Source organism: Nonomuraea sp. CA-218870 (genome assembly GCF_050936535.1).
Taxonomy (GTDB): Bacteria; Actinomycetota; Actinomycetes; order Streptosporangiales; family Streptosporangiaceae; genus Nonomuraea; species Nonomuraea corallina.
In genome coordinates, this window is the sequence record NZ_JBNJMN010000001.1 from 1,288,593 (window position 1) to 1,314,710 (window position 26,118).

At 73.1% G+C, this 26,118-nt stretch carries 24 protein-coding genes; 10 read left to right on the plus strand and 14 right to left on the minus strand.

What is annotated here, in order from left to right; genetic code table 11:
• Positions 1-56 precede the first annotated feature (56 nt).
• From ACQEUU_RS06555 to ACQEUU_RS06580, 6 genes are all read left to right on the plus strand, one after another.
• Positions 57-1,484, plus strand: coding sequence for an aldehyde dehydrogenase (locus ACQEUU_RS06555; RefSeq protein WP_433061666.1), 1,428 nt, complete (start codon positions 57-59; stop codon positions 1,482-1,484).
• 47 nt (positions 1,485-1,531) lie between these two features.
• Entirely contained in the window at positions 1,532-2,566 is a 1,035-nt protein-coding gene (locus tag ACQEUU_RS06560; protein WP_433061669.1) for an RNA polymerase subunit sigma-70, read from the plus strand.
• Positions 2,567-2,641: 75 nt separating this feature from the next.
• Entirely contained in the window at positions 2,642-3,406 is a 765-nt protein-coding gene (locus ACQEUU_RS06565; RefSeq protein WP_433061672.1) for an alpha/beta fold hydrolase, read from the plus strand.
• Between the two features lie 93 nt (positions 3,407-3,499).
• Complete coding sequence (locus ACQEUU_RS06570; RefSeq protein WP_433061675.1) at positions 3,500-3,898, plus strand: hypothetical protein; 399 nt, start codon at positions 3,500-3,502, stop codon at positions 3,896-3,898.
• A gap of 188 nt (positions 3,899-4,086) precedes the next feature.
• The gene (locus ACQEUU_RS06575) at positions 4,087-4,413 is read left to right on the plus strand and encodes a hypothetical protein (protein WP_270153414.1); all 327 of its coding nucleotides are present in this window, start codon (positions 4,087-4,089) and stop codon (positions 4,411-4,413) included.
• 3 nt (positions 4,414-4,416) lie between these two features.
• A complete protein-coding gene (locus ACQEUU_RS06580) occupies positions 4,417-6,549 on the plus strand; it encodes a carbon starvation CstA family protein (protein WP_433061678.1) in 2,133 nt (710 codons plus the stop codon).
• Positions 6,550-6,604: 55 nt separating this feature from the next.
• On the opposite strand, the gene ACQEUU_RS06585 is transcribed toward ACQEUU_RS06580, so the two are convergent.
• Together ACQEUU_RS06585 and ACQEUU_RS06590 are read right to left on the minus strand one after the other, a co-directional pair.
• Entirely contained in the window at positions 6,605-7,174 is a 570-nt protein-coding gene (locus tag ACQEUU_RS06585; protein WP_433061680.1) for a DUF305 domain-containing protein, read from the minus strand.
• 33 nt (positions 7,175-7,207) lie between these two features.
• On the minus strand, positions 7,208-8,122 hold the full coding sequence (locus ACQEUU_RS06590) for a MerR family transcriptional regulator (RefSeq protein ID WP_433061682.1): 915 nt from the start codon (positions 8,120-8,122) through the stop codon (positions 7,208-7,210).
• A gap of 38 nt (positions 8,123-8,160) precedes the next feature.
• Between ACQEUU_RS06590 and rplK the strand changes: the two genes are divergently transcribed.
• On the plus strand, positions 8,161-8,586 hold the full coding sequence (gene rplK / locus ACQEUU_RS06595) for a 50S ribosomal protein L11 (RefSeq protein WP_433061685.1): 426 nt from the start codon (positions 8,161-8,163) through the stop codon (positions 8,584-8,586).
• Positions 8,587-8,643: 57 nt separating this feature from the next.
• Complete coding sequence (locus tag ACQEUU_RS06600; protein ID WP_433061687.1) at positions 8,644-9,588, plus strand: DNA polymerase domain-containing protein; 945 nt, start codon at positions 8,644-8,646, stop codon at positions 9,586-9,588.
• A gap of 102 nt (positions 9,589-9,690) precedes the next feature.
• Here ACQEUU_RS06600 and ACQEUU_RS06605 read toward each other — a convergent pair whose 3' ends face one another.
• The 5 genes from ACQEUU_RS06605 to ACQEUU_RS06625 are packed head-to-tail and all read right to left on the minus strand — an operon-like array spanning position 9,691 to position 14,051.
• Complete coding sequence (locus tag ACQEUU_RS06605; protein WP_433061690.1) at positions 9,691-10,296, minus strand: energy-coupling factor transporter transmembrane component T family protein; 606 nt, start codon at positions 10,294-10,296, stop codon at positions 9,691-9,693.
• Positions 10,293-10,967 carry an energy-coupling factor ABC transporter ATP-binding protein gene (locus tag ACQEUU_RS06610; protein ID WP_433061693.1) on the minus strand — a complete coding sequence of 225 codons (675 nt, stop codon included), beginning with the start codon at positions 10,965-10,967 and terminating at the stop codon, positions 10,293-10,295. The genes ACQEUU_RS06605 and ACQEUU_RS06610 overlap by 4 nt, the downstream gene beginning before the upstream one ends.
• Entirely contained in the window at positions 10,968-12,110 is a 1,143-nt protein-coding gene (locus ACQEUU_RS06615; protein ID WP_433061696.1) for a thiolase family protein, read from the minus strand.
• The gene (locus ACQEUU_RS06620) at positions 12,107-13,444 is read right to left on the minus strand and encodes a class I adenylate-forming enzyme family protein (protein WP_433061699.1); all 1,338 of its coding nucleotides are present in this window, start codon (positions 13,442-13,444) and stop codon (positions 12,107-12,109) included. Before ACQEUU_RS06620 ends, ACQEUU_RS06615 begins: the two co-directional genes overlap by 4 nt.
• A 7-nt stretch (positions 13,445-13,451) precedes the next feature.
• On the minus strand, positions 13,452-14,051 hold the full coding sequence (locus tag ACQEUU_RS06625) for a biotin transporter BioY (protein WP_433061701.1): 600 nt from the start codon (positions 14,049-14,051) through the stop codon (positions 13,452-13,454).
• 191 nt (positions 14,052-14,242) lie between these two features.
• Here ACQEUU_RS06625 and ACQEUU_RS06630 point away from each other — a divergent pair, with 191 nt between their 5' ends.
• On the plus strand, positions 14,243-14,875 hold the full coding sequence (locus tag ACQEUU_RS06630) for a DedA family protein (RefSeq protein ID WP_433061704.1): 633 nt from the start codon (positions 14,243-14,245) through the stop codon (positions 14,873-14,875).
• A 69-nt stretch (positions 14,876-14,944) separates the two neighbouring features.
• On the plus strand, positions 14,945-15,766 hold the full coding sequence (locus ACQEUU_RS06635) for a type IV toxin-antitoxin system AbiEi family antitoxin domain-containing protein (RefSeq protein WP_433061707.1): 822 nt from the start codon (positions 14,945-14,947) through the stop codon (positions 15,764-15,766).
• On the opposite strand, the gene ACQEUU_RS06640 is transcribed toward ACQEUU_RS06635, so the two are convergent.
• The 7 genes from ACQEUU_RS06640 to ACQEUU_RS06670 all read right to left on the minus strand — a co-directional run bounded on the left by ACQEUU_RS06640 (position 15,745) and on the right by ACQEUU_RS06670 (position 26,088).
• Positions 15,745-16,005, minus strand: a complete 261-nt coding sequence (locus ACQEUU_RS06640) for a hypothetical protein (protein WP_433061709.1) — start codon at positions 16,003-16,005, stop codon at positions 15,745-15,747. The two genes, ACQEUU_RS06635 and ACQEUU_RS06640, sit on opposite strands and share 22 nt — an antisense overlap.
• Complete coding sequence (locus ACQEUU_RS06645; protein WP_433061712.1) at positions 16,002-22,892, minus strand: nucleotidyl transferase AbiEii/AbiGii toxin family protein; 6,891 nt, start codon at positions 22,890-22,892, stop codon at positions 16,002-16,004. The genes ACQEUU_RS06640 and ACQEUU_RS06645 overlap by 4 nt, the downstream gene beginning before the upstream one ends.
• A gap of 129 nt (positions 22,893-23,021) precedes the next feature.
• The gene (locus tag ACQEUU_RS06650) at positions 23,022-23,372 is read right to left on the minus strand and encodes a hypothetical protein (RefSeq protein WP_433061715.1); all 351 of its coding nucleotides are present in this window, start codon (positions 23,370-23,372) and stop codon (positions 23,022-23,024) included.
• Positions 23,359-23,706 carry a YbaB/EbfC family nucleoid-associated protein gene (locus ACQEUU_RS06655; protein WP_433061718.1) on the minus strand — a complete coding sequence of 116 codons (348 nt, stop codon included), beginning with the start codon at positions 23,704-23,706 and terminating at the stop codon, positions 23,359-23,361. The genes ACQEUU_RS06650 and ACQEUU_RS06655 overlap by 14 nt, the downstream gene beginning before the upstream one ends.
• Positions 23,707-23,874: 168 nt before the next feature.
• On the minus strand, positions 23,875-24,279 hold the full coding sequence (locus ACQEUU_RS06660) for a hypothetical protein (RefSeq protein ID WP_433061721.1): 405 nt from the start codon (positions 24,277-24,279) through the stop codon (positions 23,875-23,877).
• A complete protein-coding gene (locus tag ACQEUU_RS06665; RefSeq protein ID WP_433061724.1) occupies positions 24,276-25,127 on the minus strand; it encodes an SseB family protein in 852 nt (283 codons plus the stop codon). Before ACQEUU_RS06665 ends, ACQEUU_RS06660 begins: the two co-directional genes overlap by 4 nt.
• 355 nt (positions 25,128-25,482) lie before the next feature.
• Positions 25,483-26,088 (minus strand): dienelactone hydrolase family protein, encoded by a 606-nt coding sequence (locus tag ACQEUU_RS06670; RefSeq protein WP_433061727.1) that lies wholly within the window; start codon positions 26,086-26,088, stop codon positions 25,483-25,485.
• Positions 26,089-26,118: the final 30 nt, after the last annotated feature.

Here is a 26,118-nt window from a genome sequence, read left to right on the forward strand (position 1 = left end):
CGTGGGCCCCACCGGGCCGCCGGGGACGTCACCATCGAGGAGAGGGGACCGCGCTCATGAGCGACTTCTACGGGCACGTCATCGACGGCGAGGAGACCGGGTCGCTCGACGGCCGGCGCATGCCCAGCGTGGACCCGTGGACGCGGGAGCCGTGGGCCGAGGTCGCGCTGGGCGGGGCCGAGGACGCCGCGCGGGCGGTGACGGCGGCGCGGCGGGCGTTCGACGAGGGCCCGTGGCCGCGCATGGGGTTCGCCGAGCGCGGCCGGATCCTGCACCGGCTCGCCGACCTGGTCGAGGAGCACCGCGCCGAGCTGGGCCTGGCCGACACCCGCGACATGGGCAAACCTGTCGCCCAGAGCGGCCACGACGTGCTGCGCGCCGCCGCCAACCTGCGCTTCTTCGCCGACCACGCCCGCCTGTCGACCGGCCAGGCGCTGCCGATGGACTCCGGCCACCACGCCTACACCCGCTACGAGCCCGCCGGCGTCGCCGCCGCCATCGCGCCGTGGAACTTCCCGCTCATGCTGGAGTCCTGGAAGATCGCCCCCGCGCTGGCCTGGGGCAACACGGTGGTGCTCAAGCCCGCCGAGGACACCCCCGTCTCCGCCACCCTCCTGGCCAGGCTCGCGCTGGAAGCCGGGCTGCCGCCGGGCGTGCTCAACGTCGTGCACGGCCTCGGCCCCGACTCCGCGGGCCAGGCGCTCACCGAGGACCCGCGGGTGGACCGCGTCACGTTCACCGGCGAGTCGGCGACCGGCCGCGCCATCACCCGCGCCGCAGCCGCCAACCTCACCCCCGTCAGCCTGGAGCTCGGCGGCAAGGGCGCCAACCTGGTGTTCGCCGACGCCGACCTGGACAACGCCGTCCACTGGTCCGCCGAGGCCATCTTCCGCAACGCCGGGCAGGTGTGCCTGGCCGGCAGCAGGCTCTACGTCGAGCGGGCCGTCTACGGCGAGTTCCTGGACCGGTTCGTCAAGAAGGCCGAGTCGCTGCGCGCCGGCGACCCCAAGGACCCGGCCACCGAGCTGGGCCCGCTCGCCAGTGAGACCCACTACGCCAAGGTCCGCTCGTACGTCGAGGAGGCGCCCGGCACCATGCTGACCGGCGGGCTCGGCGACGGCTGGTCGATCCGGCCGACCGTGCTCGCGGACGTGGACCCGTCCGCCCGCCACTGGCGCGAGGAGATCTTCGGCCCGGTCGTCGTGGTCCAGCCCTTCGACACCGAGGCCGAGGCCGTCGCCGCCGCCAACGCGACCCGGTACGGGCTCAACGCCATGCTGTTCACCGAGAACGTCAACCGCGCCCACCGCGTCGCCGCGGCGCTGCGCGCGGGCACGGTCTGGCTCAACTGCTTCTTCATCAGGGACCTGCGCGCCCCGTTCGGCGGCGTCGGCGACTCGGGCATCGGCCGCGAGGGAGGCGACTTCAGCCGCGAGTTCTTCACCGAGCCGAAGGCGGTGGTCATGCGGATCTCCGAGACCTGACCCTCGGCGGGACCGCGGAAGTTGTCGGAGGCCCCCGCTAGCCTCGCGTGCGTGCCCGCCCGGCGCGGGCTTCCCCGGCCACCCAGGAAAGGGCGGGCATGCCTGAGACAGACGGATCGGACCTGCTGGAGCGGCATCGGGTCGCCCTGACCGGCTACTGCTACCGCATGCTCGGCTCGCCGTTCGAGGCGGAGGACGCGGTGCAGGAGACCCTGGTGCGCGCCTGGCGGAGTCTCGACCGGTTCGACGAGGACCGGGCGCCGATGAGGTCGTGGCTCTACGCCATCGCCACCAACGTCTGCCTCGACCTGCTGAGGGGCGCGCGGCGCCGGGCCCGCGCGATCGACCTCGGGCCGTCCGCCCAGGCCGGCCCCGACCTGGGGCCGCCGCTCCCGCCCGACGCCTTCGTCCACCCCGTCCCCGACAGCCGCGTGCTGTCCGCCGGCGGCGATCCGGCGGACCTGGCCGCGGAGCGCGACACGGTCCGGCTGGCGTTCATCGCCGCGCTGCAGCATCTGCCGCCCCGCCAGCGGGCGGTGCTGATCCTGCGCGACGTGCTGTGCTGCCCGGCGGACGAGGTCGCCCGGCTGCTCGGCGTCTCCGTCGCGTCCGTCACCAGCGCGCTGCAGCGCGCCCGGACGAAGCTGAGGGCCGCCTCCTTGAGCGCGGAGGACCCCTACCAGCCGATGGACGAGGCGCAGCGGCTCCTCCTCGCCCGCTACTGCGACGCCTTCGAACGGTACGACGTCGACGCCATGATGGCCCTGCTGCACGAGGACGCCGTCATGTCGATGCCGCCGTTCCCGTGGTGGCTGCGCGGGCGGGCGGAGATCCGCCGGGCGCTGCTCTCCGCCGGGCGCCCCTGCGCGGGCGCGCGCCTGGTGCCGTGCGCGGCCAACGGCTCGCCCGCGTTCGCCCAGTATCGACCGGGACCGGACGGCAGGCCGGCGCCGTTCGCGCTCGGGGTGCTCATCCTGTCGGGCGGGCTGATCGCGGAGGTGACGAACCACCTCGACGCCGATCGGCTGTTCCCGCTGTTCGGCCTGCCCGGCGTGGTGGAGTTCCCGGCCCGGGTGCGATGAGTTCCGGGCCGCCGCTTCGTATGACCTGTGTACCCCGGTGACGGTCACCGGGACAGGAGATGAAGGGACGGCGGCATGGCCGACTACGCGGAGATCGACGGCGTGCGCATGTGGTACGACGAGCGCGGCGAGGGAGAGCCGGTGGTGCTGCTGCACGGCGGCTTCTCCGACAGCAGGGACTTCGACGGCAACCTCGGCGGCCTGGCCGGCCGGTTCCGGGTGCTGCTGCCCGAACGCCGCGGTCACGGTCACACGGCCGACGTGCCGGGGCCGATCACGGCCGAGGTGATGGCGCGGGACACCATCGCGTTCCTGGACCAGGTCGTCCGGGGGCCGGCGCGGCTGGTGGGTTTCAGCGCGGGGGCGACGGTGGCGCTGTGGGTCGCCGTGCACCGCCCCGACCTGGTCGAACGGCTGGTCCTGATCAGTGGCGCGTTCGACACGGCGGGCATGATCATGCGGCCCTCCGCCGATGGGCCGCTGCCGCCGCCCCTGGTGGAGAGGTACGCGGAGGTGTCGCCCGACGGCGCCGACCACCTCCCGGTCGTGGTGGCCAAGGTCGCGCGGGCGGTGGAGGAGGAACGCGGGCTGAAGCCGGACGAGCTCCGCGCCGTGGCCTGCCCGGCGCTGGTCATGGCCGCCGACGACGACATCGTCACGCTGGAGCACACCCTGGAGCTGTACCGGAGCCTTCCCGACGGCTATCTCGCCATCGTCCCCGGCGCTTCCCACGTCCTCCTGCACGAGCAGCCGGCGCTGTGCGCGAGACTGGTGGAGGACTTCCTGACCACCGGTCCCCAGCCCACCTGGATGCCCGTGCGCCGGGCCGCCGGGCAATGACGGTGAAATGTCGTACGGGTGTGACAGCCTTCGGGCGTGATCAAGAGGAATGATCAAGAACCGCCGCCGGATGACGCGGGGACGGCGCGGACGATGCGCGAGCTCGCGGAGATCTTCGTCGCCCACACCCGCGAAGACGGGTACGCCTTCGACTGGGATCCGGCGTGCGTCCACGCGCTCGACCACTACTGCGCCGCCTTCGCCGCCGGCCGGGCGCCCGCCGACGTCACCCACAGCGTGATCACGGGCGCCGGCGCGTACCTCGGCGAGCTGCTGGTGCGCACCCGCGGGTGGCGGTGGCGGTACGACTCCGGCCGGCGGGCCGCCATCGTGGAGAGCCCTGACGGCAGGCGGGCCGGCTGCCCGTACGACCAGGTCGCCGAGCGGGTCCGCCAGGGCGACCCCCACGACCTGGCGGCCTTCTACGCCTCCACGGCCGGCCTCCCGGCCGGCACGGCCGGGCCGAACCGGGGACGGGACGCCGGAGAGTGACGACCTGCCCGGGGCCGGGCAGGTCGCACCGACCGCACGGACTCTGTACGGGACGGCACCGATGAATCGCCGTTTCTAACGGCTCGGTTTCGGAGCGATTACCCCGGTCAGGTGGGTGTTTCGGTAATCGACAACCCGGGTAAAGCCGTCGTTAGCTTCCTGAGCACCATGACTTTCAGGAGCCCCAGATGTCTCGCATCACGCTCACGACCGCCGCACAGGCGTTCCTCCGCGACGACGAAGTGATCTTCTTCGACTGGCACGTCACGGGCCTCTGCTGTGCGGACGCGGGGGAGTTCTCGGTCAGGCCGCTGCGGCGGTCCCGGTTGCCTCGCAGGGCGCGCAGGCTCGGGACCGATCTGGTGTACGCCCACCCCTCCGCCTGGGTGCATCTGGTCGAGCTGCCCGTGACGATCGACTGCCGTCCGCTCTGGCGCTGGCGGCGCTTCACCTCCGATCTGCCACCGGACGCCGGTCTCCGCTGCTGCCTGGGCCGTCCCATATATGGGAGGTAATCGGTGAAGGTGCGCTCCATCATCATCTGGACGGCGGTGGCCCTCGTGGGCGCCGCCGGGTGGGCGGTGCTCGCCCTGTCCAGAGGTGAGAACGTCAACGCGGTCTGGCTGCTGGCCGCCGCTCTCGGCTCGTACGCCATCGCGTACCGCTTCTACGCCCGGTTCATCCAGCGCAAGGTGCTGCGTGCCGACGACCGGCGGGCGACGCCCGCCGAGCGGCTCGACAACGGCATCGACTTCCAGCCCACGGACCGGCGGATCCTGTTCGGTCACCATTTCGCCGCCATCGCCGGCGCGGGGCCGCTGGTCGGGCCGGTGCTGGCGGCCCAGATGGGCTACCTGCCGGGCACCATCTGGATCGTCGCCGGTGTGATCTTCGCCGGGGCGGTGCAGGACATGGTGATCCTGTTCTTCTCCATGCGGCGCAACGGGCGCAGCCTCGGCCAGATGGCGCGTGACGAGATCGGTCCGGTCGGCGGGGTGGCGGCGCTGGTCGCGGTCTTCGCCATCATGATCATTCTGCTGGCGGTGCTGGCGCTGGTCGTGGTCAACGCCCTGGCGCAGTCGCCGTGGGGTGTGTTCTCGATCGCGATGACGATCCCGATCGCCCTGTTCATGGGCTTCTACCTGCGGGTGCTGCGGCCGGGGAAGGTCGTGGAGGTCACGGTCATCGGCGTCGCGCTGCTGCTGCTGGCCATCGTCGCCGGCGGCTGGGTGCAGGATTCGAGCTGGGCCGGGTTCTTCACGCTGAGCCCGTCGGCGCTGGCGCTGTGGCTGATCGCCTACGGGTTCGTGGCGGCGGTGCTGCCGGTGTGGATGCTGCTCGCGCCGCGCGACTATTTGTCGACCTTCATGAAGATCGGCACGATCGTGCTGATGGCCGTCGGCATCCTCGTCACCATGCCGGCGATGCAGAACACCGCGTTCACCGAGTTCGCGTTCAACGGCAAGGGGCCGGTCTTCGCCGGGTCGCTGTTCCCGTTCGTGTTCATCATCATCGCCTGCGGCGCGTTGTCCGGGTTCCACGCGCTGATCTCCTCCGGCACGACCCCGAAGCTGATCCAGAAGGAGTCGCAGGTACGGATGATCGGCTACGGCTCCATGCTGATGGAGTCGTTCGTGGCGGTCATGGCCATCACCGCGGCGTCCATCCTGAGCCCCGGCCTCTACTTCGCGATGAACTCGCCCGCGGGGTTGCTCGGCCCCACGCTCCAGTCGGCGTCCGAGGCGGTCACCAACCTGGGCTTCGTCATCACGCCGCAGGAGTTGCAGGCCGCGGCGGCGTCGGTGCAGGAGTCGACCCTGGTCGCCCGTACCGGCGGGGCGCCCACGCTGGCCGTGGGCATCTCGGAGATCTTCTCCGGGTTCCTCGGCGGGGCCGCGCTCAAGGCCTTCTGGTACCACTTCGCGATCATGTTCGAGGCGCTGTTCATCCTCACCACGGTCGACGCCGGCACCCGCGTGGGCCGGTTCATGCTGCAGGACACGCTGGGCAACCTGTGGAAGCCGGTCAGCAGGGTCAGCTGGTGGCCGGGGCTGCTGGCGACCAGCGCCATCGTGGTGGCGGCCTGGGGCTACTTCCTCTACCAGGGCGTCAACGACCCGCTGGGCGGGATCAACCAGCTCTTCCCGCTGTTCGGCATCGCCAACCAGTTGCTCGCGGCGGTGGCGCTCACCGTCGCCACCACGTTGCTGATCAAGAGCGGGCGGCTGAAATGGGCCTGGGTGACCGGCGTGCCGCTGGCGTGGGACGTCGCGGTCACGCTGACGGCGAGCTACCAGAAGGTGTTCTCGCCCGACCCCGGCCTCGGGTTCTTCGCCCAGCGTGACCGCTACCAGGCCGCCCTGGACCAGGGTCAGGTGCTGGCCCCGGCCAAGTCGATCGGCGACATGGAGCGGATCGCCTTCAACTCGACCGTCAACGGCGTCCTGGCCGCGCTGTTCGCGATCCTCGTCATCATCGTGCTCGTGGACGCGGCCCGGGTCTGGATCACGGCCATCCGGTCCACGGCGCCGCTGCCCGACACCGAGGCCCCGTACGAGGAGTCGAAGATCGTGGCGCCGTCCGGGCTCATCGCGACGCGCGAGGAGCGCGAGCTGATGGCGGGGGCGGGCGGCCCGGCGAAGCCGGACTGATCGGGCCGGGCAGGGCGGGCGTCCTACCTCGTGGCCGCCCGCCCTGCCGGTCCGGTCAGGCCAGCAGCTCGGCTATCTCCGCGATGGTGGCCCGCTGGTTGACGATCATCTCGTCGGCCAGGCGCAGGGTCGGCCGGTGGGTGCCCTGCGCGAGCACCCTCTCGGCCATCTCGACGCCGGAGGCCAGGTGCCTGGAGAGCACCGGCAGCCACGACTCGTCGAACGCCGCGCCGGACAGCCCTTCCAGCACGCCGAGCTGCTCCGCCGACACCATGCCGGGCATGGCGTGCGCGGCCTTCGCGTCGTTGGGCGGCACCTGCCGCCTCCACCCGCGCAGCCAGGAGGCCAGCGCGTCGATGTCGGCCTGTTCGACGGCGATCAGTTTCATGCCGAGTTCCTGCACGTACAGGTTGTGCGCCCGGCCCTCGGCCAGCTCGGCGAGCCGGATGGTCTGCCGGTGGTGCGGGATCATCTCCTGGGCGAACCGGATGTCGGCCTCCCCGTACGCGGCGTCCCGCGACGCGGCGGTGGGGGCGGGCTCTCCGGTGGCGGGCGCGCACGCGGCCGACACGGGCACGCACAGGGCCAGGGCGGCGATCAGCAGGCGGGTCCGCACCCGCACCATCTCCCCTCGGTGGCTCCCCTCGGCGAAGCTCGATCATCCAGAGGTACGCGCCGCCCGCGGGGAAAGTTCAGGGTGCGCGCGCAGCGCACGGTGGATCCAGTCGTACGCGACGGCCATCGGCCACGGCTCGGGCTCCAGCCCCCGGACGATCGCCACCAGCTCCCAGTAGCGGGCGGCGCGCGGATCGTGCTCGTCGAAGGCGCGCAGGATCGCGTCACGGTCGCCGCCCATGTGGACGAGGACGCGTTCGAGCAGCGGGACCACCTCGGGCGCGCCGGGCGGCGTCCCCGCCTCCATCGCGCGCAGCGCCTCCTGCGCCACGGCGGTGTTCTCTCGCTGCCAGGCCTCCGGGTCGTACGGTCGGGCCCAGAAGTCCGCCGACGCCTCCCGCAGGCCGCGCCGGAAACCGTCGTCGGACAGCAGGTCCAGCAGCTCCAGCCACGCGTCGAGCTGGGCGGCCGTGGGGTCCTCGGGCAACTCGGGGGCCATGCACGCGCGCATGCCGAGCAGCCACTCGCGCTGGGCCGGGGCGCCGCTCACGTCGTCGATGAACGCGTCGAGCAGCATGCCCATCTCGGTCGCGCCCAGCCGGCCGAGCGTGTGCAGCCGGCGCAGGTCGTCGTCGTCCGGGTCGTCCTTGGCGAGCGTGGCGCGCAGCACGGCGCGGGTCCGCTGCAGCGCGGTGAGCTGGGTCTCCACCGCCCGGAGGTGGAGGGCGAGCACGTCCTTGAGCCCGCGCCTGTCCAGCGAGCGGATCGTGGCCAGGTCGACGCCCATCTCCCGCAGGGTGTGGATCAGCTCCAGGTGGACGCGGTGCTCGTCGGTGTAGCGGCGGTAGCCCGCGGGGGTGCGGCCGGGGGCGGGCAGCACGCCCTCGTCGGAGTAGAACCGGATCGTCTTGACGGTCAGGCCGGTCAGCTCGGCCAGCTTGCCGATCGAATAATCCATTTGAGTCTCCGGTTACGGGAGACTTTAGCTTAGCCCGCATGGCGAAGAAGAAGGTGACCAGGGTCGTCACCATGCACCTCCAGGCGGGCGAGGCAGGCCCGGCGACCGTCGGCAAGGACCTCGGGCCGCTCGGCATCAACCTCATGCAGTTCTGCAAGCAGTACAACGAGCTGACCTCCGGCAGGCGCGGCCATGTGGTGCCCGCCGTGGTCACGGTCTACGAGGACCGGGCCTTCGACATCACGGTCAAGCAGCCCACCACGGCCTCGCTCATCCGCCAGGTGACCGGGCTGAGCGGCGGCAGCCCCCGGCCCGGCCACCACAGCGGCGGCGTGGTCACCACGGCCCAGCTCCGGCAGGTGGCCGAGGCCAAGCTGCCCGACCTCAACACCGACGACCTGGACCAGGCCGTCAAGATCGTGGCGGGTACGGCCAGGTCCATGGGACTGCAGATCAAGGACTGATCAGGGCGGTCGGCCGGCGGCCCGATTCTGTCCGTGCCGCCGGTTATCGTGGGCGAGGTGACCAGCGATGAGACGCGCGACGGAGTGGCGCTGACCAACCTCGATCAGCCGCTGTTCGACGGGGCCGACGCCACCAAGCGCGACCTGGTCGACTACCTCGACGCGGTGCGCGAGCGCATCCTCCCGGCGCTGCGCGGGCGGGCGCTGTCGGTCATGCGGGTGCGACCGGGCCAGCCTCCGTTCATGCAGAAGAACCTCCCGAAGTACGCTCCCTCGTGGATCCGCACGGTGACCATCTGGGCGGAGGCGTCGCACCGGCAGGTCACCTACGCGCTCTGCGACGACCGGCGCACCCTCCTGTGGTTCGCCAACCAGCGGGCGGTCGAATACCATCCGGCCCTGCTGGCCGGCGACCACTTCACGCACCTGGTGCTCGACCTCGACCCGCCGGAGGGCGGCGACTTCGCGCTGGTGGTCCGGGCCGCCGAGCTGATCAGGGAGGCGCTCGGCCAGGCCGGGCTGGCCGGGGCGGTCAAGACCTCCGGGGCCAAGGGCGTTCACGTGTTCGTGCCGGTCGCGGCCGGGCCGGGCCTGGACGACCTGGCCGCCGCCACCCGCGCCGTCGCGGCGCGAGCCGAGAGGCTCGACCCCGCCCTGGCCACCACCGCGTTCATCAAGGAGGACCGCCAGGGCAAGGTGTTCCTGGACTCCACCAGGGCCGGCGGGGCGACCGTGGTGTCCGCCTACAGCCCGCGGATCCGGCCGGGCGTGCCGGTCTCGTTCCCGGTCCCCTGGGACGAGCTGGACCGGGTGACGCCGCGCGACTTCACCATCAGGACCGCTCCTGGCCTGCTGGGCGACGGCGACCCGTGGGCCGCCTGCCTGCCCGCGCCGCAGCCGCTGCCCGCCGACCTGGTCGAGGAGGGGCACACCATCCCGGTCGCCCGCGTCCAGGCCATGCACGAAGGCAAACGCCGGGCCCGCGCCCGCCGCGGCGACTGATCAGCACCGCGGGTGGTCGCCGTCCACCACCCAGCCGTCTCCCGAGATGAAGGCGTCGACCTGGCCCCGGAACTCCTCCGCCGGGCGCGGGAGGAGCGGCCGTCAGTCGTCCAGGCCGCGGGCGCTGAGCGCCTCCCCCAGGGCGTCGGCGTGCCGGAGCGCGCCCACCACCAGCGGCACCGCGAACGCGCGCACGCTCCACTCGACGCCCCTGGCCCGCTGCGCCTCCCGTACGCGGGTGGCGAGCAGGGTGATGACCGGGACGCTGCGGATGGTGAGCGAGAGCAGCAGCGACATCCGGAACGGGTCCAGCCCCACCCGACGGCCGGGGCCCATGGCCCGCTCCAGCACGGCCATCATGGCCGAGGTCCTGGTCGTCAGCGTGACCAGCCCGGCCAGCGCGACGGCCAGCACGATCCTGGACGAGACGAGGAACGCGGCCTGCGGCCCGGCGATGACGAACTGGATGACGAACAGCGCCGCCGCGAACCAGCGGACCGGCCGGACCTGCGCCCACGCCGCCGCCGCGCCCACCCGCGCGACCGCGTACAGCAGCGCGACCACGACGGCGGCGACCGCCATCGCCCACAGGCCCGGCAGAAGGAGCAGCGCGGTGCAGGACACGGCGAGCGCCGCCAGCTTGGCCCCGGCCGGCAGCCGGTGCAGGACCGAGTCGCCCGGCACGTACGCGCCGGTGAGACCGTTCACGCCATCAGCCCGCGGTAGTGGCCGATCGCCTCCTCCGGCGGCGCGTCCGCCACGACCCGGCCCTCGTCCAGCACCAGCACCCGGTCGAAGTCCGCGAGCAGCGGCAGGTCGTGGGTGACGACCACCACCTGCTGGGGCAGCGCGCGCAGGTGCTCGGCCACCAGCCGGGAGTGGCGCAGGTCGAGCAGCGTCGTCGGCTCGTCCATGATCAGGATCTCGGGCTCCAGCACCAGCACCGAGCAGAGCGCCAGGAGCTGCTTCTGGCCGCCGGACAGCTGGTGCGCCGGATGGTCGGCGTGCCCGGCCAGCCCGTGCCGCTCCAGCACGGCCGCGACCCTGGCCCGCACCTCCTCGGCGGGGAGCTTGTGGCGGCGCAGGGAGAACGCCACGTCCTCGGCCACGGTCGGCATCACGATCTGCGCGTCGGGGTCGGTGAACAGGAACCCCACCCGCCGCCTGATCCTGGCCGCGTGCCGCCGGGTGTCGTGGCCGAGCACGGTCACGGCCCCCGACGTGGGCAGCGCCAGCCCGTTGAACAGCCGGGCGAGCGTGCTCTTGCCGGACCCGTTGGCCCCGACGACGCCGATCCGCCGCTCGGTCAGCGTGGCGGTCAGGCCGCGCAGCACCTCGCGTTCCCCGAGCCGGACGTGCACGTCAGCGAGCTCGATCACTCACACCACCTCGAACAGGGCGGCGACGCCGAGCCCGCCGCCGACCGCCGCCGTCGCCAGGCCGAGCGTCCCCGCCGGCGCCCCCGCCCGCACCAGCCGGGTGAACAGCCGCGTCACCACGACCGCGCCGCTCGCCCCCCACGGGTGCCCGAGCGCGATCGCGCCGCCGTCCGCGCACACCCGCCCGGCGTCCGCGCCCAGCGGGTCGAGCCCCAGCGCGTCGGTGACGGCCAGCGTCTGCGCGGCGAACGCCTCCACGATCTCCACCGCCGCCACCCGCTCCAGCTCCACGCCGGTACGGGTGAGCAGCCGGCGCACCGCGGGCACCGGCCCCCACCCGGGCAGTGCCGGGTCGCACCCCACCACCGCCCCGGCCACCAGCCGCAGCCCCGGCCTGCCGTCCCGCAGCCGCTCCGGCACCAGGGCGACCGCGGCGGCGCCGTCGCTGTTGGGCGAGCAGTTGCCGGCGGTCACCGCGCCGCCGGTCACGAACGCGGCGGGCAGCCGCGCCAGCGACGCGGCGCGCAGCGGGCGGGGCCGCTGGTCGCGGTCGTGCCCCTCGACGGGGACGGTCTCCGCCGCGAACCGGCCCGCCGCGCGGGCGGCCACCGCCCTGGCGTGGCTGGCGGCGGCGTAGGCGTCCTGGCGCTCGCGGCTGACGCCGCGCGCCGCGCCGAGGGCCTCCGCGGCTTCCCCCATGTCCGGGTCCGGATGCCCTTCCGGGGCGAACGGGGCGCGCGCGTACGGTGACCCGCCCCGATGCGCGCGCACCGGCGCGGTGGACGCGCTCTCGGCCCCCCCGGCGATCACGCGGTCCGCATCCCCGCTCCGTACGGCCTGGGCGGCGATCAGGATGGCGGCCAGGCCGCTGCCGCACTGCCGGTCCACCGTGACGCCCGGCACGGTCCGGCCCAGTCCGGCGCGCAACGCCGCCACCCGGGCCACGTTCCCGCCGGGGCCCATGCAGTTGCCCAGCACGACGTCGTCCACCGGGAGGTCCTCAGGCCCGGCGAGGTCGCGGGCCACGGCGGCGAGCACCGGGGCGGCCAGGGCGTCGACCGGCGTCGCCTTGAAGGCGTGGCCGGCCGTGCCGATCGGGGTCCGGCGGGCGGCCACGATCACCGGGTCGAGCCGCGCCGTCACGGCAGCCTGCGCAGCTCGGGGTCGCCGCCGGCCAGGCGGGCCGCCAGCTCGGCGCGGGCGGGCTTGCCGGTGGGGGTGCGGGGCAGCGCCGCGACCGCGTACCAGCGGCGGGGACGCTGGGCGGCGGCCAGCCCGCCGCGCGCGACCCTCTCCAGGGCGGCCCTGGACGGGAGCGGCCCGCCGCCGGTCTCGACCACCGCGGTCACGACCGCGCCGAGACCGGGGTGCGGCGACCCGACGACCACGACGTCGCCCACGCCGGCCGCGCGCCGCAGCACCGCCTCGACGTCCTCCGGCACCACCGTCGCGCCCCCGGTCTGGATCGCGCCGTCGCCGCGCCCGCGCAGCCGCAGCGGCTCTCCCGGCGTGTACGGGTGGGCGAGGTCGCCGACGCTCATCCACTTGTCCTCGGCCTTGAGCGGGCCCGCGACCGCGCCCAGATAGCCCTCGGCCAGCCACGGGGAGCGCGCCCACACCTCGCCGCGCGGCGGCCTGACCTCGATCTCGACCTCGGGGAACGGCCGCAGCCCGCCGCCGTCGGCGTCCACGGCCACGAAGGACAGCTCGGTGGCGCCGTAGTAGGCGACCACCCGCACGCCCGCGTCCTCGGCGCGTTCGCGTACCCCGGCCGGGAGCGCGGCCCCGCCCACCACGGCGACCCGCAACGGCCCGCCGTCGGGCAGCGCGTCCAGCAGCTCCGGGAGCAGGTGCGGCACCAGGTGCACGGCCGTCGCCCGGCGCAGCAGCCCCGGCAGCGGTCCCGGCGCCCACCGGCCCGGCGCCAGAACCGTCGCGCCCGCGGCCAGCGCGTGCACCGCCGCGAACCCGTACAGCGAGGACACCAGCGGCCCCGGGACCAGCACCGTGTCATCCGCGCCGATCCCGGTGATCGCGTTCAGCGGCCCGAACGAGCCGGTCCAGGACGCCCGGGTGCGCACGACGGCGCGCGGCCGGCCGGTGCTGCCGGAGCTGAAGCACGCCCACGCCAGGTCGCCGGGCGCGGGCGCGAACGGCGGCGCGTCACCGGACCCGGAAGGGAGGGTCTCGACGCGGAGCTCCGCGGGGACGCCGTCGCGCAGCGCCGGCTCGTACAGCAGCGGAACGAACCCGGCCAGGTCGGCGGCCAGCACGGCGATCACCTGCTCGACCGGGTCGGCCAGGCAGATCCCCACGACCCGCGGCCCCGCTGTGGGCGGGTCCGACGGGAGGGCCGCCGCCGTCGCGCGGGCGCGGTGGGCCAGGTCGCCGTACGTGATCTCGCCGTGAGGGCCGGACACGGCGATCCGGCCGGGACGGACGGCGGCGTGCCGGATGACCTGCGCTGCGACTGGCATGTCCGGGTCAGTCCTCCTCGCCGGATCGGGGACGCTCGGCGTGGACGGCGGGGATCGCGCCCGGGTAGGCGCGCTGCACCCCCCGCGCCACCACGGCGGCCAGCACCGCCTTGGCCAGGTCGCCCGGCACGAAGGCCAGGGTGAACAGGGCCGCCTCGCCCAGCGAGAGACCACCGGCGATCGCGTACACCGGGATGCCGCACAGGTAGACGACCCCCATGCCGCCGACCAGGCACGCTACCAGCAGCCGGATTAGACTCGGGGCCCGCCCCCCCGGCCCTCCGCGCTCCGCGATCCATCCGGTCACGAACGCGCCCGGCAGCCACCCGAGCAGATAGCCGGCCGTCGGCGAGGCCAGGACGGCGAGCCCGCCCCGCCCGCCGGCCAGCAGCGGCAGCCCCACCGCCACCAGTGCGATCAGCACCGCCACCGCGAGCGCCGCCCGCCGGGAGCCCAGCAGCAGCCCGGCCAGCATGACCCCGAAGGTCTGCAACGTGATGGGCACGGCGCCGCCGAAGACGTACAGGCCGGGAGCCAGGCCCAGCACCGCGATCAGCGCCGCGAAGACGGCCACCCGGGCGACGTCTCCAGGGGGGAACCACTTCATCGCTGCTCCTAAAGATCGCTCTCGTGAGTGGCTGCGGACTCGATCCCACACCACCCGGACAGCCCGCGCGCATGGAGGGTTGCCACAACGTTCGTCGCCGAGGAATGTCTCAGGTGGATGGGGGTGTGACGGACCGGGAGGAATAGGCGTCCCCGTACGGGCTAGAGACTACGTGCGACGAAGGGACGCGCATGACATCCAGCGGTATGGGCGCGATGGTGGAGTGGGTCACCGGGCTCATGGAGACGCTCGGCGCGCCCGGCGCCGGCATCGCGGTCGCGCTGGAGAACCTGTTCCCGCCCATCCCCAGCGAGGTCATCCTGCCGCTGGCCGGGTTCACCGTGAGCCAGGGAGACCTGGTCTTCTGGCACGTCCTGCTGTGGACCACGCTCGGCTCGGTGGTGGGCGCGCTCGCCCTCTACGCGGTGGGGGCGCTGCTGGGCAAGGAACGGGTGCACGCGCTGTTCTCCAAGGTGCCGCTGCTCAAGCCGGAGGACGTGGAGAAGAGCGAGGACTGGTTCGCCAGGCACGGCCGCAAGACGGTGTTCTTCGGGCGGATGGTGCCGCTGTTCCGGAGCCTGATCTCCGTCCCCGCCGGGTTCGAGCGGATGCCGCTGCCCACGTTCACGCTGTTCACCACGATGGGCAGCCTCATCTGGAACACCGCGCTGGTGACCGCCGGATACTTCCTGGGCGAGCAGTGGTCGGTCGTGGAGACGTACGTCGGGATCTTCACGTACGTGGTGATCGGGCTGGTCGTGCTGGCCGTCGCCGTGTTCGTCTGGAAGCGGGTGCGCGAGCGCCGCGAGTCCCGGCAGAGCTGATCCACCCCGACCATCCGGGACCGCCTGCGGCTAGATTGGCCAACGGTGATCTCTCGGGTGGAGGCATGGATGTGGGAAGAGCAGTTCGCCGACCTGTCGGCGGTCGCCGCGCGGCAGAGCGGTCTGATCACCACGGCGCAGGCCGCCGGCGTCGGCGTCGACGAGGCCGCTCTGGCCCGCTTCGCGGAGACCGGGCTGCTGACCGAACTCGACTGGGCCGTCCACCAGTTGCCGTGGAGCAGGCTCGGCCCCCGATACGCGTACCCGTACGCCGCGTGGCTGGCTCTGGCGCCGTCGAGCTTCGCCTGGGAGAGACGGGCGGCGGGCGTGGACGCCGCGCTCTCCCATGAGTCGGCCTGCCGTCTGCACGGGCTCGGCTCCGTCCCCGGCAACTTGATGATCTTCACTGCGCCCGTCGCGCTGGAGGAGCCGCGGGCCACGAGGGTGCACCTCGCGCCGCTCGCGCCGGAGGACGTCACGGTGGTCGAGGGCGTGCCGGTGACGACGGCCCAGCGCACGATCGCCGACCTCCTGGCCGACTGGACCGACCACGGAGTGGTGCGCGGCATCCTCCTGGACGCCGTGCTGAAGGACCTGGTCGACCTGCGGTCCGTGCACGAGGCGGTGGCACCGCTGGCCGTGCGGCACGAGTTCCCCTCTGACGGCGGCGACTTCGTACGCTATTTCCTGCCGGACCTGGCGCCGTCCCAGCTGTCGCCGCGCAACCTGCGGAGCTGGGCCGCCATGGTGCTCCCCGACCGGGTCGCCCGGGTGCAGCGGGAGGCGGCCCGGCTCCTCGCGGAGGCGGGAGGGGAGGCGGACGCCCGGACGAGCTGGGAGCTCGCCGCGGACATCGTCGGGCGGTCCGGTCAGACCGGCTCCCCGGGGTAGAGGTCCTCCCAGAGCCGCCTGAGGAACGCCTCGGCGCTCCCGTCGGGATAGCGGACGGCCAGGAACAGGCCGGCCGGCACGTCCCCGCTGGAGAGAGCCCGGCGCAGCTCCATCCGGAAGCGCGTCATCTCGGCGTCGTCCTGCCGCCGGGCCAGCCGCCGCAGGCTGCCGTAGGCGTCCGCGTCGGCCTCCGGGTGGCAGTACGTGCCGCACACCCGCACCAGCACCGGCTCGCTCATCCGTCGTTCCTCCGCGCGGGCGGGTCCACGAACATGGTGGAGATCTCGTAGCCGTTCCTCTCCCTGGTGGGCTGGAAGAACAGCTCGACCGTGCCGCCGGCGAAGCTCTCCATGGGCGCGGCGAGCGGCTCCGGCCCCTCATGGCGGCGGTCCGGATCGCGGCGCGCCAGCACCCACTGCCAGCGGTTCGCCACAGCGGCCTCGGGGCCGCCCTCCCCGGACACGATGCGGTATCCGGAACAGTAGAGGTGCCCGTCGGGTCCCAGCAGTTCGCTGATCGGCAGCGACACCCGTCCTGGACGCCGGTCCGGGTCGAACGGCGCGGTGAGGGCCCGGCGGACGTCCGGATGCTCCACGGCACGGGCGAAGGCGACCGCGAAGGCCACCGGATCGTTGATGGCGGTCGCCGTGTCGGGGGCTCGATGCGGCGCGTCACCGGGGCGGAAGGCGTCGGTCGAGCGCGCCCGCAGGGAGGGGTCGGTCTGCGCCGGATCCTCCAGGCGCGCCACGCGACCCTCCAACCGGCCGTCGGCGGCGTAGCCCTCGTGACGCGCGAGATGGTGTCCCTGCCCCAGGTCCACGGCGACGAGCACCCGCTGGACCGCGGGGTCCAGGTTCGCCGCCGCGGCCAGCCAGGGCCGCCGGGCCGCGTTGCGCGCTATGTGGTCCGCCGCCTCCTCCGCGGTCACCGGGGTCAACCCGGCGGCGGAGGCGTCGAACCGTTCCAGCACCTCGCGGGGCGTCGGCCCGCCCCCGGCCGGCGGCGTGTCCAGGCGCGCGGCGTACGGCTCGGCCGCGGGTGCGGTGACACGGCTGACGGCCTGACGCAGCTCGGCGATCTCCGGCTGGTCGAGCTGGAAGACCCGGAGGTCCGCCACGCCTCGGCGGATGAAGTCGGGCGTCGCGAGCAGGGACTTCAGGACCTCCGCGACGGCCGTCGACCGCCGGCTCAGGTCCGTCGCGTACGCCTGGGAGATCCGGATGGCGGTACGGTCGATCTGGTTGCGCTCCCGATGCAGCACCGTGTACGGGTGCACCACGGAGACACCCTCGTACTCCTCGTCGGTGGTGAAGCGCGGCTCCAGCACGCCCAGCAGGGTCAACCGGATGGCATGCCATTTGCGGCCGATCTCCTCCGGGGTGCGGGCGTCGGTGCCAAGCCAGCGGCGCAGCTGCTCGGCGTAGTACGCGCTGCGCCGCCAGTCGGCCTCTGACCAGGGCATCCAGATCTCTCCACGCATGGCGACGCTGCGGCCGAGCCGCTGCGGCCATCGGTCCATCTCGCCACTGCGCACGAGCCGGTCGATCCGGTCCATGGTGACCGCGACCCGCGCCGCGTCGTAGACGGCGACCGGCTGCCCGCGGCGGTTCTCCGGATCCGGCAGATCGGGGCCGAACAGCAGCCGTCGCATCGCGGGCAGGGCCGCGGGTACGGAGTCCGAGCCCTCGTAGGCCCAGCGCTGCCAGTAGAGCAGCCACCGGTTGCCCTTGTTCCCGTCGTGCTCGCGCGCTTCGAAGTACACCGTGGGCACGCCGAGCATCGCCGGGATCTCCAGCGCGCCGCTCTCCATGCCGACCTGGACCACGTCATGGCCGCTGTTCAGCTCGTGGAAGAACAGGGCCTGCTCGCCGTAGCCCAGTGTCTCGCCCCCGTTGCGCGCGGCCTCCCAGAACCGCACCAGGGTCTCGGTGTCGACGCCGTCGAGCACTCCCGCGTCCCGCCACGCCTCCGCCAGGCCGGGACGTCCGGCGAAGACGTCGTCACCGAGGAGGACGATGCGCCGTGCCGGGTGCTCGGCGCGGATGGCCTCGATGGTCTGGCGCAGGATCTCCGGCCGGGTGTCGAGGTGCGGACCGTGCCGCCCGCCGACCGGCTGGCCGCGCGTGTCGCGTACCCACAGCAGGGCGTACGCGTCCGCCTGGTCGTTGGCGGCGCGCAGCCGTTCGACGACCGCCCGGGCCCGGGACGACCGCCGCTCGGCCGTGGCCGGGTCCGGCCCGAGCATCCGGTCGATCATGCGCTGCCTGGCCCGCACGGGATCCGCGCGGATCGCCTGCAGCGCGAAGTACTGGGCCCGCATCCACTGCGTCGCGCTGTAGTGGAGCTTCTGGCTGGAGTTGGCGAACGCCAGCCGGACCCTGTGCGGCTCGATCCCGTAGTCCTCGATCAGCCGCTGCCGCAGCCCGAGCGCGTCACGCAACGGTTTCGCCTGCAGTTCGACGAGATCGTCGACCAGCGTCGCCGGGTCGGCGTCCGCGATGCTCTCGCCCCGGACCAGCCGTCGCATGACGGCGGCGTCGGCCTGGTAGGCGGGGACGCCCGCGGGGACGGGCCCCAGGTGCGCGACGTGCGCCTGGTGGGCGTCCCACTCGTAGGTGGCCCTGCCGCGGTCCGGCTCGAAGGCGATCTCGATGGTCAGCTCCGGGTCGGCCATCAGGGCCGCCGCGTGGCTGTAGAGCTCGCCGCGCTGGTGGGAGTAGAACCGCAGGTGCTTGAGGTTGGCGTTGTCCGGTCCGGGGATGGAGGTCAGCAGGACGTAGGCGTTGTCGTACATCATCCGGCCCACGATGTGCTGCAGCTTCTCCGCGGGCGAGAGGTCGACACGTGCCTTGAGCGCGCCCAGCTGGGCGTCGAGTCCGCCGGCCGACAGGTCGTCCCAGCGGGAGACCATGCCGGGCTCGGCGTGGACGGCCGACGGGGGCGCGCTCCTGGGGAGCCGGATCGGCGTCACGTCGGAGCTTCCCGTGCGAGCGGGGATGCCGTCGTCGGCGGCCGCGGGTTCCGGCGACCCCTCCGCGGGCACCCACTGCCGCCGCTCCGGATCCCAGCGGCTCGGTGGAGGCGGTTCCTCACGCAGCAGCGGGTCGAGGAAGGCCTGCGCCACCGGCACGGCGTCGGACAGACCGGCGTAGGGGAGGCCGGGCGTCGTCCTGGCGTACCCGTCGAACTTGCGGAACCAGTCGGGGCTCGGCACCTCGAACGCCGGCGGCACCTTGAGGTTCTCGCCCTGCTCCAGCCGCCAGGCGAACTCCCGGTGCAGCATGTCGTGCGTGGCGGGCCCGTCCCAGGGCGAGTTGATGATGATCATCAGGACGTCGACCAGGTCCTGCGTCCGGTAGGGCAGATCGCCGGACTTGCAGCTGAACAGGCCGCCGCCGCGGGAGATGCAGTCGTCGCAGCGGGTCTCCAGCGTCCTGATGCCGTGCGTGTACATGCCCGAGACCTTGTGCGCCAGCGTGTCGTCGAGGGAGATGACCCGCAGGGGAGGACTCTCGTCGGGGTGACCGGTCGTGAGGATCTGGCGGGGGAACGGGATGACGTCCGGTTCCTTCCATACCGGGCGCGTGCGCGGCGGGGCGAGGTCCGCGCTGAGGCTCATGATCTCCATGTCGCCGCAGTAGACCTTGTGCGAGATCCGTACGGCCTTGCCGTGCAGGATGTAGGCCATCGACTCGCGTTCGAACCTGAGATGGTCGCCGTGGTCGCGGGCGAGCGCCGCCTCGTACTCGGCGGCCATGACGTCCGGGCGCGCGTCGCCTGACATGCGGACGAGGTCGACGTCCGTGCTCGCCCGGCCACCCGGGTTCCGGGAGAGCATGGCCTGCCCGCCCTTGAGCATCCAGTCGTCCGGATTGGCGACGAAGATCCGGGCGAGGGCGCGCTGCAGCGCGAACTGCTGCAGCTCGTCGAGCGGGGTCGTACCGCGGCGATCCGCCTCGACCCTGACCTCGTTCATGAGGTGACGCCAGAACCGGAGGAACTGCCGCGGACTGCCGTCCTGCGGGTGCGGGCTGTGGCTCGCGCGAAGCCCGCCGGCGGCGTCCGGCGCGGATCGGGCCGGAGCCTCGCCCGCGGCCGGGAGCGGGCCGAGCTGATCGCGCACGCCTCGGAGCAGCGCCGAAGGGCCGGGCTCCCCGGGTACGGGAGTGACCGTCGCCGACACCGAGGCCAGCGCCTGCACCTGCGCGGGGGTCACCGGGGCCGAGGGATCCCGGGACAGGAGCACGTTGATCCGCTGTCGCAGGACGTCGGGCCCCGGTGGCTGGTCACCCAGCAGCAGCGTGGACAGCCGCCGCAGATCATGGAGTTCCTGGGCGGAGAAGGAGTATTCAGGGCCGGTGCCGAACAGCAGGCGCGCCGTCGTGACGAGCGCGTCCGTGTACGTCAGATGATCCCGCGTCACCCGCTGCCCGTCGCCGAACAGGAGGTTCGTGCGCTCCAGGAGGCGCAGGTGCTCCATCAGCGGGCGGTCGCCCGGCGGGAACCTCTCCAGGAGGCCGCGCACGTCTCCGGGCAGGTGCGCGGCGGGCTCGTACGCCGGGCGCGACCACTCCTCCGGGTTCACCGGCGCGGCCGGCCGGTCGAGGGGGACCTTCGGCCGTGGCAGGTCCAGGACGAGGGCATGCAGGTGGAGCAGATGGCGGTCGCGCAACGACGTCGCCTCGGCCACCGTGCGGCCGTCGCGATCCAGTACCGGCCTGCCCTGGGCCCAGAAGAGAGTCGCCTGGCCGAGCAGGTTCGCGTCGACGTGGACGGCGCTGTCGGCGAGGTGCCGGCGATCGGCGGACCGGGGATCCACGTACTCGTCGAACATGCCGAACAGGTGCAGCGTCTCGTGCGCGAAGACGACGGGCTCCATCTCCGCGTACCAGCTCATGAAGTGGATGGGCGGCCGGCCGCGGTAGGCCGCCAGCTGGTCCAGCGGTGTTGTGATCACCTCACCCTCGCCATGCCAGCGGTCCCTGTCGGCGAAATCGACGGCGCGATGACCGGTCCCTGGGTACAGGAGGACGACCCGGTCGTCCGGGACCGACGGCGGTGCGGGCTCGAACTCCATCCTCACGTGCAGTTGCGAGCCGTCGGGCAGTTCGTGCCGGTAGTTGTAGTACAGGTCCACGCCCTTGAGCAGGTTCGCGTGCGCGGTCGCGATCTCCGCCTCGGTCATGCCGGGCGCCGCCCGGTACGGGACCCGGACCGTGAACTCGGTGACGAGGCGCTGCGAGCCTCGCCACGGGACCAGTAACCTACGCGCCTCGACGGGGACCGCCCCGGGTGCGGGCAGGCCCGTCACGGTGACGGGGGCGGCGGCCGCCGAGCTCCGCAGTCCCTCCCAGTGGGGGGCCAGCGGGACGGCGCGCGCGTCCAAGGCGTTGGCGAGCTGCTGGGGAGGGCCGGGCGCGGGCTCCACGTTGAGCACCGGTGTCCTGATCGCATGGTCCAGGCTCGCGGCGGCCACGCCGACGGCGGTCGTCGTGCCGTCGCCCGGCGTAGCGCCCCGGGAGGCGGGCTCGACGCCCGCCGGCTCGCGGGCCGGGGCATCGGCGGTGCCGGGGCCCGGGGTTCCGGTGGTGGCGGGGCCCGGGGTATCGGTGGCGGCTTCCGCGGCAGCCGGTTCGAGGCTGCCGGGTTCGGTGGAGCGGACGGGCGGAGCCGGCTCGCGGAGCTCGGACCGGCCGTCCGCAGGGGCGTTGATGAGGTCGTCGATGCGGGAGGTCGGCTCCGGCCTGCGGCCGGCGTCCGGCTCCTGGCCGCCGGTGGGAGGCGAACCTTGCCGCCCGCGCTGTTCCACGTCCCCCGGTGTCCTGGTGGCGGGCTGTCCCGGGTCCGGGTTCGCCGGCGGCTGGAAGGACGCGGGCGCGGATGGCACGGACCGGGTCCCGCCTCCGGGATTCGCGGCGATGTTCGGGGGCTGGGCGAGGGTGCCGGGCTGCCGCTGGGCGCTGTTGTCGGGCCCGGTGGCCTGCCCCGGCCGCCCGCTTGACGGCCCGGTGTCGTTCAAGGACGACTGCAGGCCGGCCGGTGCCGCCGTCGTCCCGGCCCTGGCCAGGTCGGTGGCCGCGGCCGTGGTGGTCGCGTGGTCCAGCGCGGCGACGGGGTCGAGGAGTGCCCCGGCCACGCCGGGGTCGAACGGGCTGATGCTGTTCGTCCGCCCGGCGCTTCCCATGAAGCCGCCGAGCAGTGAGTCGGCCGTCGGCGGGCTCCATTGCCCGTACACCAGCCCGTTGGCCACGAAGCTGCCGGCCGGTGAGGCCACCATGTTGTTGAGCCCGGTGTTGAGCGCCCGCCCGGGGAAACGGCGGAAGGCGTTTCCCCAGCCGGGCAGGTCGGCGGCGGTGCGGTTGAGCCGCCCGATGCCCGGAATCGCGTTGGTCACCGCGGACACGGGATTGGCCAGCTTGGTGCCGACGACGGCGCCGGTGCCGGCGCCCAACGCCGCCGCCAGGCTCTTGTCCCAGTCGTAGCTGGACCGGGTGCCCATCTTGATCTGCTGGAGCTGGGTGTAGGCGTCGATGAACACCTCTTCGCCGATCTCCTCCACCAGCTCCCGCGCGATCACGGCCGACCCCAGCCGGCCCGCCAGGGAAGAGCCGGCCAGGGTGGTCAGCCTGGTCGCGGCCGTGACCGCGATCGGACGTGAGGCCGCGAGCCCCAGACGGGAGAGGATGCCCGCGATCGTGGCGCGCAGGCCCGCCGCGGTCGTGCCCACGGCGGCGGTGCTCGCGCCGGCCGAGAAGAACGCGGAGATCAGCGCGATGCTGATGGCGATGACGGCCACCCAGAAGGCGACATTGATGGAGATCTTGGAATACTGCGTCTCCAGCGCGAAGGCGTCGACCTGGCGGGCGTACTGGGTGTGGCCGCCCATCTTGGCCAGGACACCGGTCTTCTCGTCGTACATGCGCCCGATCCGGGTGAAGGAGGTGGGCCTCGCAGGTGAGTTCCACTCCGACGCGATCGTGCGCAGCGCCTTGCCCGCCGGATCCAGGGAACCCGCGTACACCTGGACGCCGTCCCGGTGCCCGTCCCTCAGCCGCCAGAGCGCGCTCTCGCTCGCCTGGGGCCAGGCCTGGCCGGCTGAAAGCATCGGGATCAGCCAGTAGACCACCCAATCAGGCAGCGCTTCGGTCTCCCAGACCGGTTGTACGTCGGTCGTCGCCGCTCGTCCGAAGCCTTCGTCGGACGCCAGACCTGCCGAAGTCTGGGAGTTGACGTCGCCGCGGCCCCCCGCCACGGGTCAGTTGTCCAGCACGGTCGGCCGCCGGCTCAGGCCGGACTCGATGGCGGCGTCCGTGGCCCGGGAGGTGGCGATGGTCGTGCGCAGCCGAGATCCCGCGTCCACGATGTGCTCCACCAGTTCGCTGCCGGTCTCGACGAGTCGGCTGGGGCCGTCGTTCATCAGGTAGGCCCGGGCGAAGGCCCGGCCTTCCGGGCCGTCGCCCCACGGCGCGGTGTCATGCAGCTCTTTGATCGTCGCGGCGGCTGTCGCCCATTCCCTCCGCAGTGAGCTGGACATCGTGTCCCATTGCGAGATCCCGTTCTCCAGCACCGGGCCGAGATAAAGGACTTCCCGGTCATTCCGTTCCACGGGAGTGCTCCTTTCCGGCCGTCTGGTCCGCCAGCTGCTTCATCACGGTGTCCAGGTCGCCTTCCAGGTGCGCGCGCATCTGGTCGGCGGGGATCAGTGGGTCGAAGATCTCCAGGACCCGCTGCCGCGATCGGGCGGCCGCCCGGCGCACCGTGTCGGTGATCACGTCGGCCAGGCGCCGGGAGTCGGGCTGGCGGTAGATCCGCGGGTCGATGTCGAGCCTGATCAGCTCGCCGCGGGCGTCGACGGTGGCGGCCACGAGACCGTCACGCGACTTCTCGGTCGTTCGTACGGCTTGCGCCTCCCTGCGCAGGGAGTCGGCCTCGTCCTGCATCCTCAGGAAAGTCCGGCGCAGCTCTTCTTCATAGGCCCGCAATTCGGATACATCATGATCAACAGCCTTATTCATCCCTTTAGCCCCCCAAGCGACAGGAATCTCTGCTCTTTCCGTAAACTAGCAAAAACCATGGGAAAGCGCGTTCGAGTTGTCGTACGCCGGTTGTCACACGCACGTGACGGGGGTGATCTCCTCGCGCAGACCGGACACCTCGTCCCGGGGCACCGGACGCCGGTGCACGCCGCGCTCGACTCGGCCGAACCCCAGGTCAGCGGCCACGGGAGCCAGGCCGCCGACGTACTCGACCAGCAGGTCGCCGTTCTCGTCACCGTTCTCGTCGCCGAGCACGACGCAGGGCACGCCGCGCCACTCGCACACCGTGGTGACGTATGTCACCTGCTCGCATTCGGCCGCGGGCACGGGAAGGACCCACCGGCCGGGCGCCACCTCGTCGAAGCCTTCCAGCGGAGTGCGGCTACGCAGGCGGAGCCACACCCCGTCAGCGCGGGACTCCGGAGAGGCGGGGTAGTCGGCGCCCCGCCACCGGGCTTCGTAACGTGGCCGGCTCATGGCGTCTCCCGCACCAGCAGCCAGGTTTCCAGATCGCCGTCGTAGACGGCACGCCTGCGGGACACGCCGTCGGCGCCCAGCTCGACGATCTCGGCCCCGTACGGCAGCAGGACAGAGTCGATCTTGTACTCGCGGATCGTGTGATCGACGTGAGGCACGAGCCCCATGCCGACGAACGGGGCCTCCTCGATCACGGAGCCGGCCACCGCGAGCATCGCCTCCTCGGTCTCCCCGCCGTAGGGGGTGCGGTAGAGCTCGAAGCCGATGGCGGGCCAGCGGAGGATGTTCACGGCGCCCACGTCGGTCAGGACGTCGTCCCGCAGCAGCGCCTCGGCGAGCAGGTCCGGCGTCGCGATGTGCGCCACGTCGAGCGCGTGGTGACAGTAGCCAGAAACCCGCGGCCTGCCGTCGTCGAGCAGCCCCCGGATCTCCGAAGGATGCAGGAGCTTCTGCACCAAGGGGATGCCCGGGTTCATGAGGTGGTCCTGCTGGAGCGTCGGCACCGCGACCCTCGCCACGGTGCCGGGCTCCAGGAGGAACTCGGGTTCCAGGCCGGCGTTGATCGCCAGACCCCAGCGCGGGTCGGGATAACCGGCGGCCAGCTCCACCATCGAGCTGATCCTGTGGTGGCGCACCGCGCCGTTCGTGGCAGCCTGGAGCGCGGCCTCGGAGGTGTAGGCCAGCAGCCAGGTCCGACCCCCGGCCGGCAGGGTGGCCCAGGCCGGCGGACCGTGCTCCTCGACGGGGAGGGCGAGATCGGCCGCGCGCAGCAGGCTCAGGCAGAGGCCGACCTCGCCACGGGTGCGCGCCTCCAGCAGCCGCTGCTCCAATAAACTCAGCTGCCACACACGCCCCACCTTAGCCAGCCCGCGAAGGCTGGGCGCGCACCCGATCAGGCGGAGGCTTCCGCCCGGCGCGTACGCTGCGGCGGCGAGCTCGGCGGCCGCTACCGCCTCTTCCCCCGCATGAACTACAAGCTGCTCGGCACGACCTGGGATCCGGGCCAGGCCGATCACACGATCGGGCGCCTGATCGGGTGAACGGACGACGGCGATGACCGATCCGCTGCGACGCCTGCACGACGCGGGTCTGGTCCTGCCCGAGGCGCCCGCGCGCCACAGCAGGCTCGCCTTTCGGCTCCGCCTCGCTGCCCGCCGGCATGCCCGTCGAGCTGGACGTCGTCGCGGCCCTGCGCTGAGCCCGTCAGGGGGTGAGGTGCGCGGTGAACCAGTGGCCGGCCAGGTCGGCGACCTGTTCCAGCGCTCCGGGCTCCTCGAACAGGTGGGTGGCGCCGGGGACGACCTCCAGGCGGGTCTCGCCGCCCAGCTCCCGCTGGGCCTGCCGGTTCAGCTCCAGCACCTGCTCGTCGTGGCCGCCCACGATGAGCAGGGTGGGGGCCCGTACGGAGCCGAGACGGGGGGCGGCCAGGTCGGGGCGGCCGCCGCGGGAGACGACAGCCGCCACGCCGGAACCCGGCTCGGCCGCGGCCCACAGGGCGGCGGCCGCGCCGGTGCTCGCGCCGAAGTAGCCGAGCGGCAGCCGCGCCGCGGCCGGTTCCTCGAGCACCCGCTCCGTCGCCAGCAGCAGCCGGGCGGCCAGCAGCTCGATGTCGAACACGTTGGCCCGGTCGGCCTCCTCCTCCGGCGTCAGCAGGTCGAACAGGAGCGTGCCCAGCCCGGCCTCGTTCAGCGCGCCCGCCACGTACCGGTTGCGCGGACTGCGGCTGCTGCTGCCGCTGCCGTGCACGAACACGACCATGCCGCGCGCACCCTCCGGCACCACCAGCTGTCCCGAGATCTCGGCGTCCATCCGCGCCACCTCCGCTCCAGCAGGGTGTCT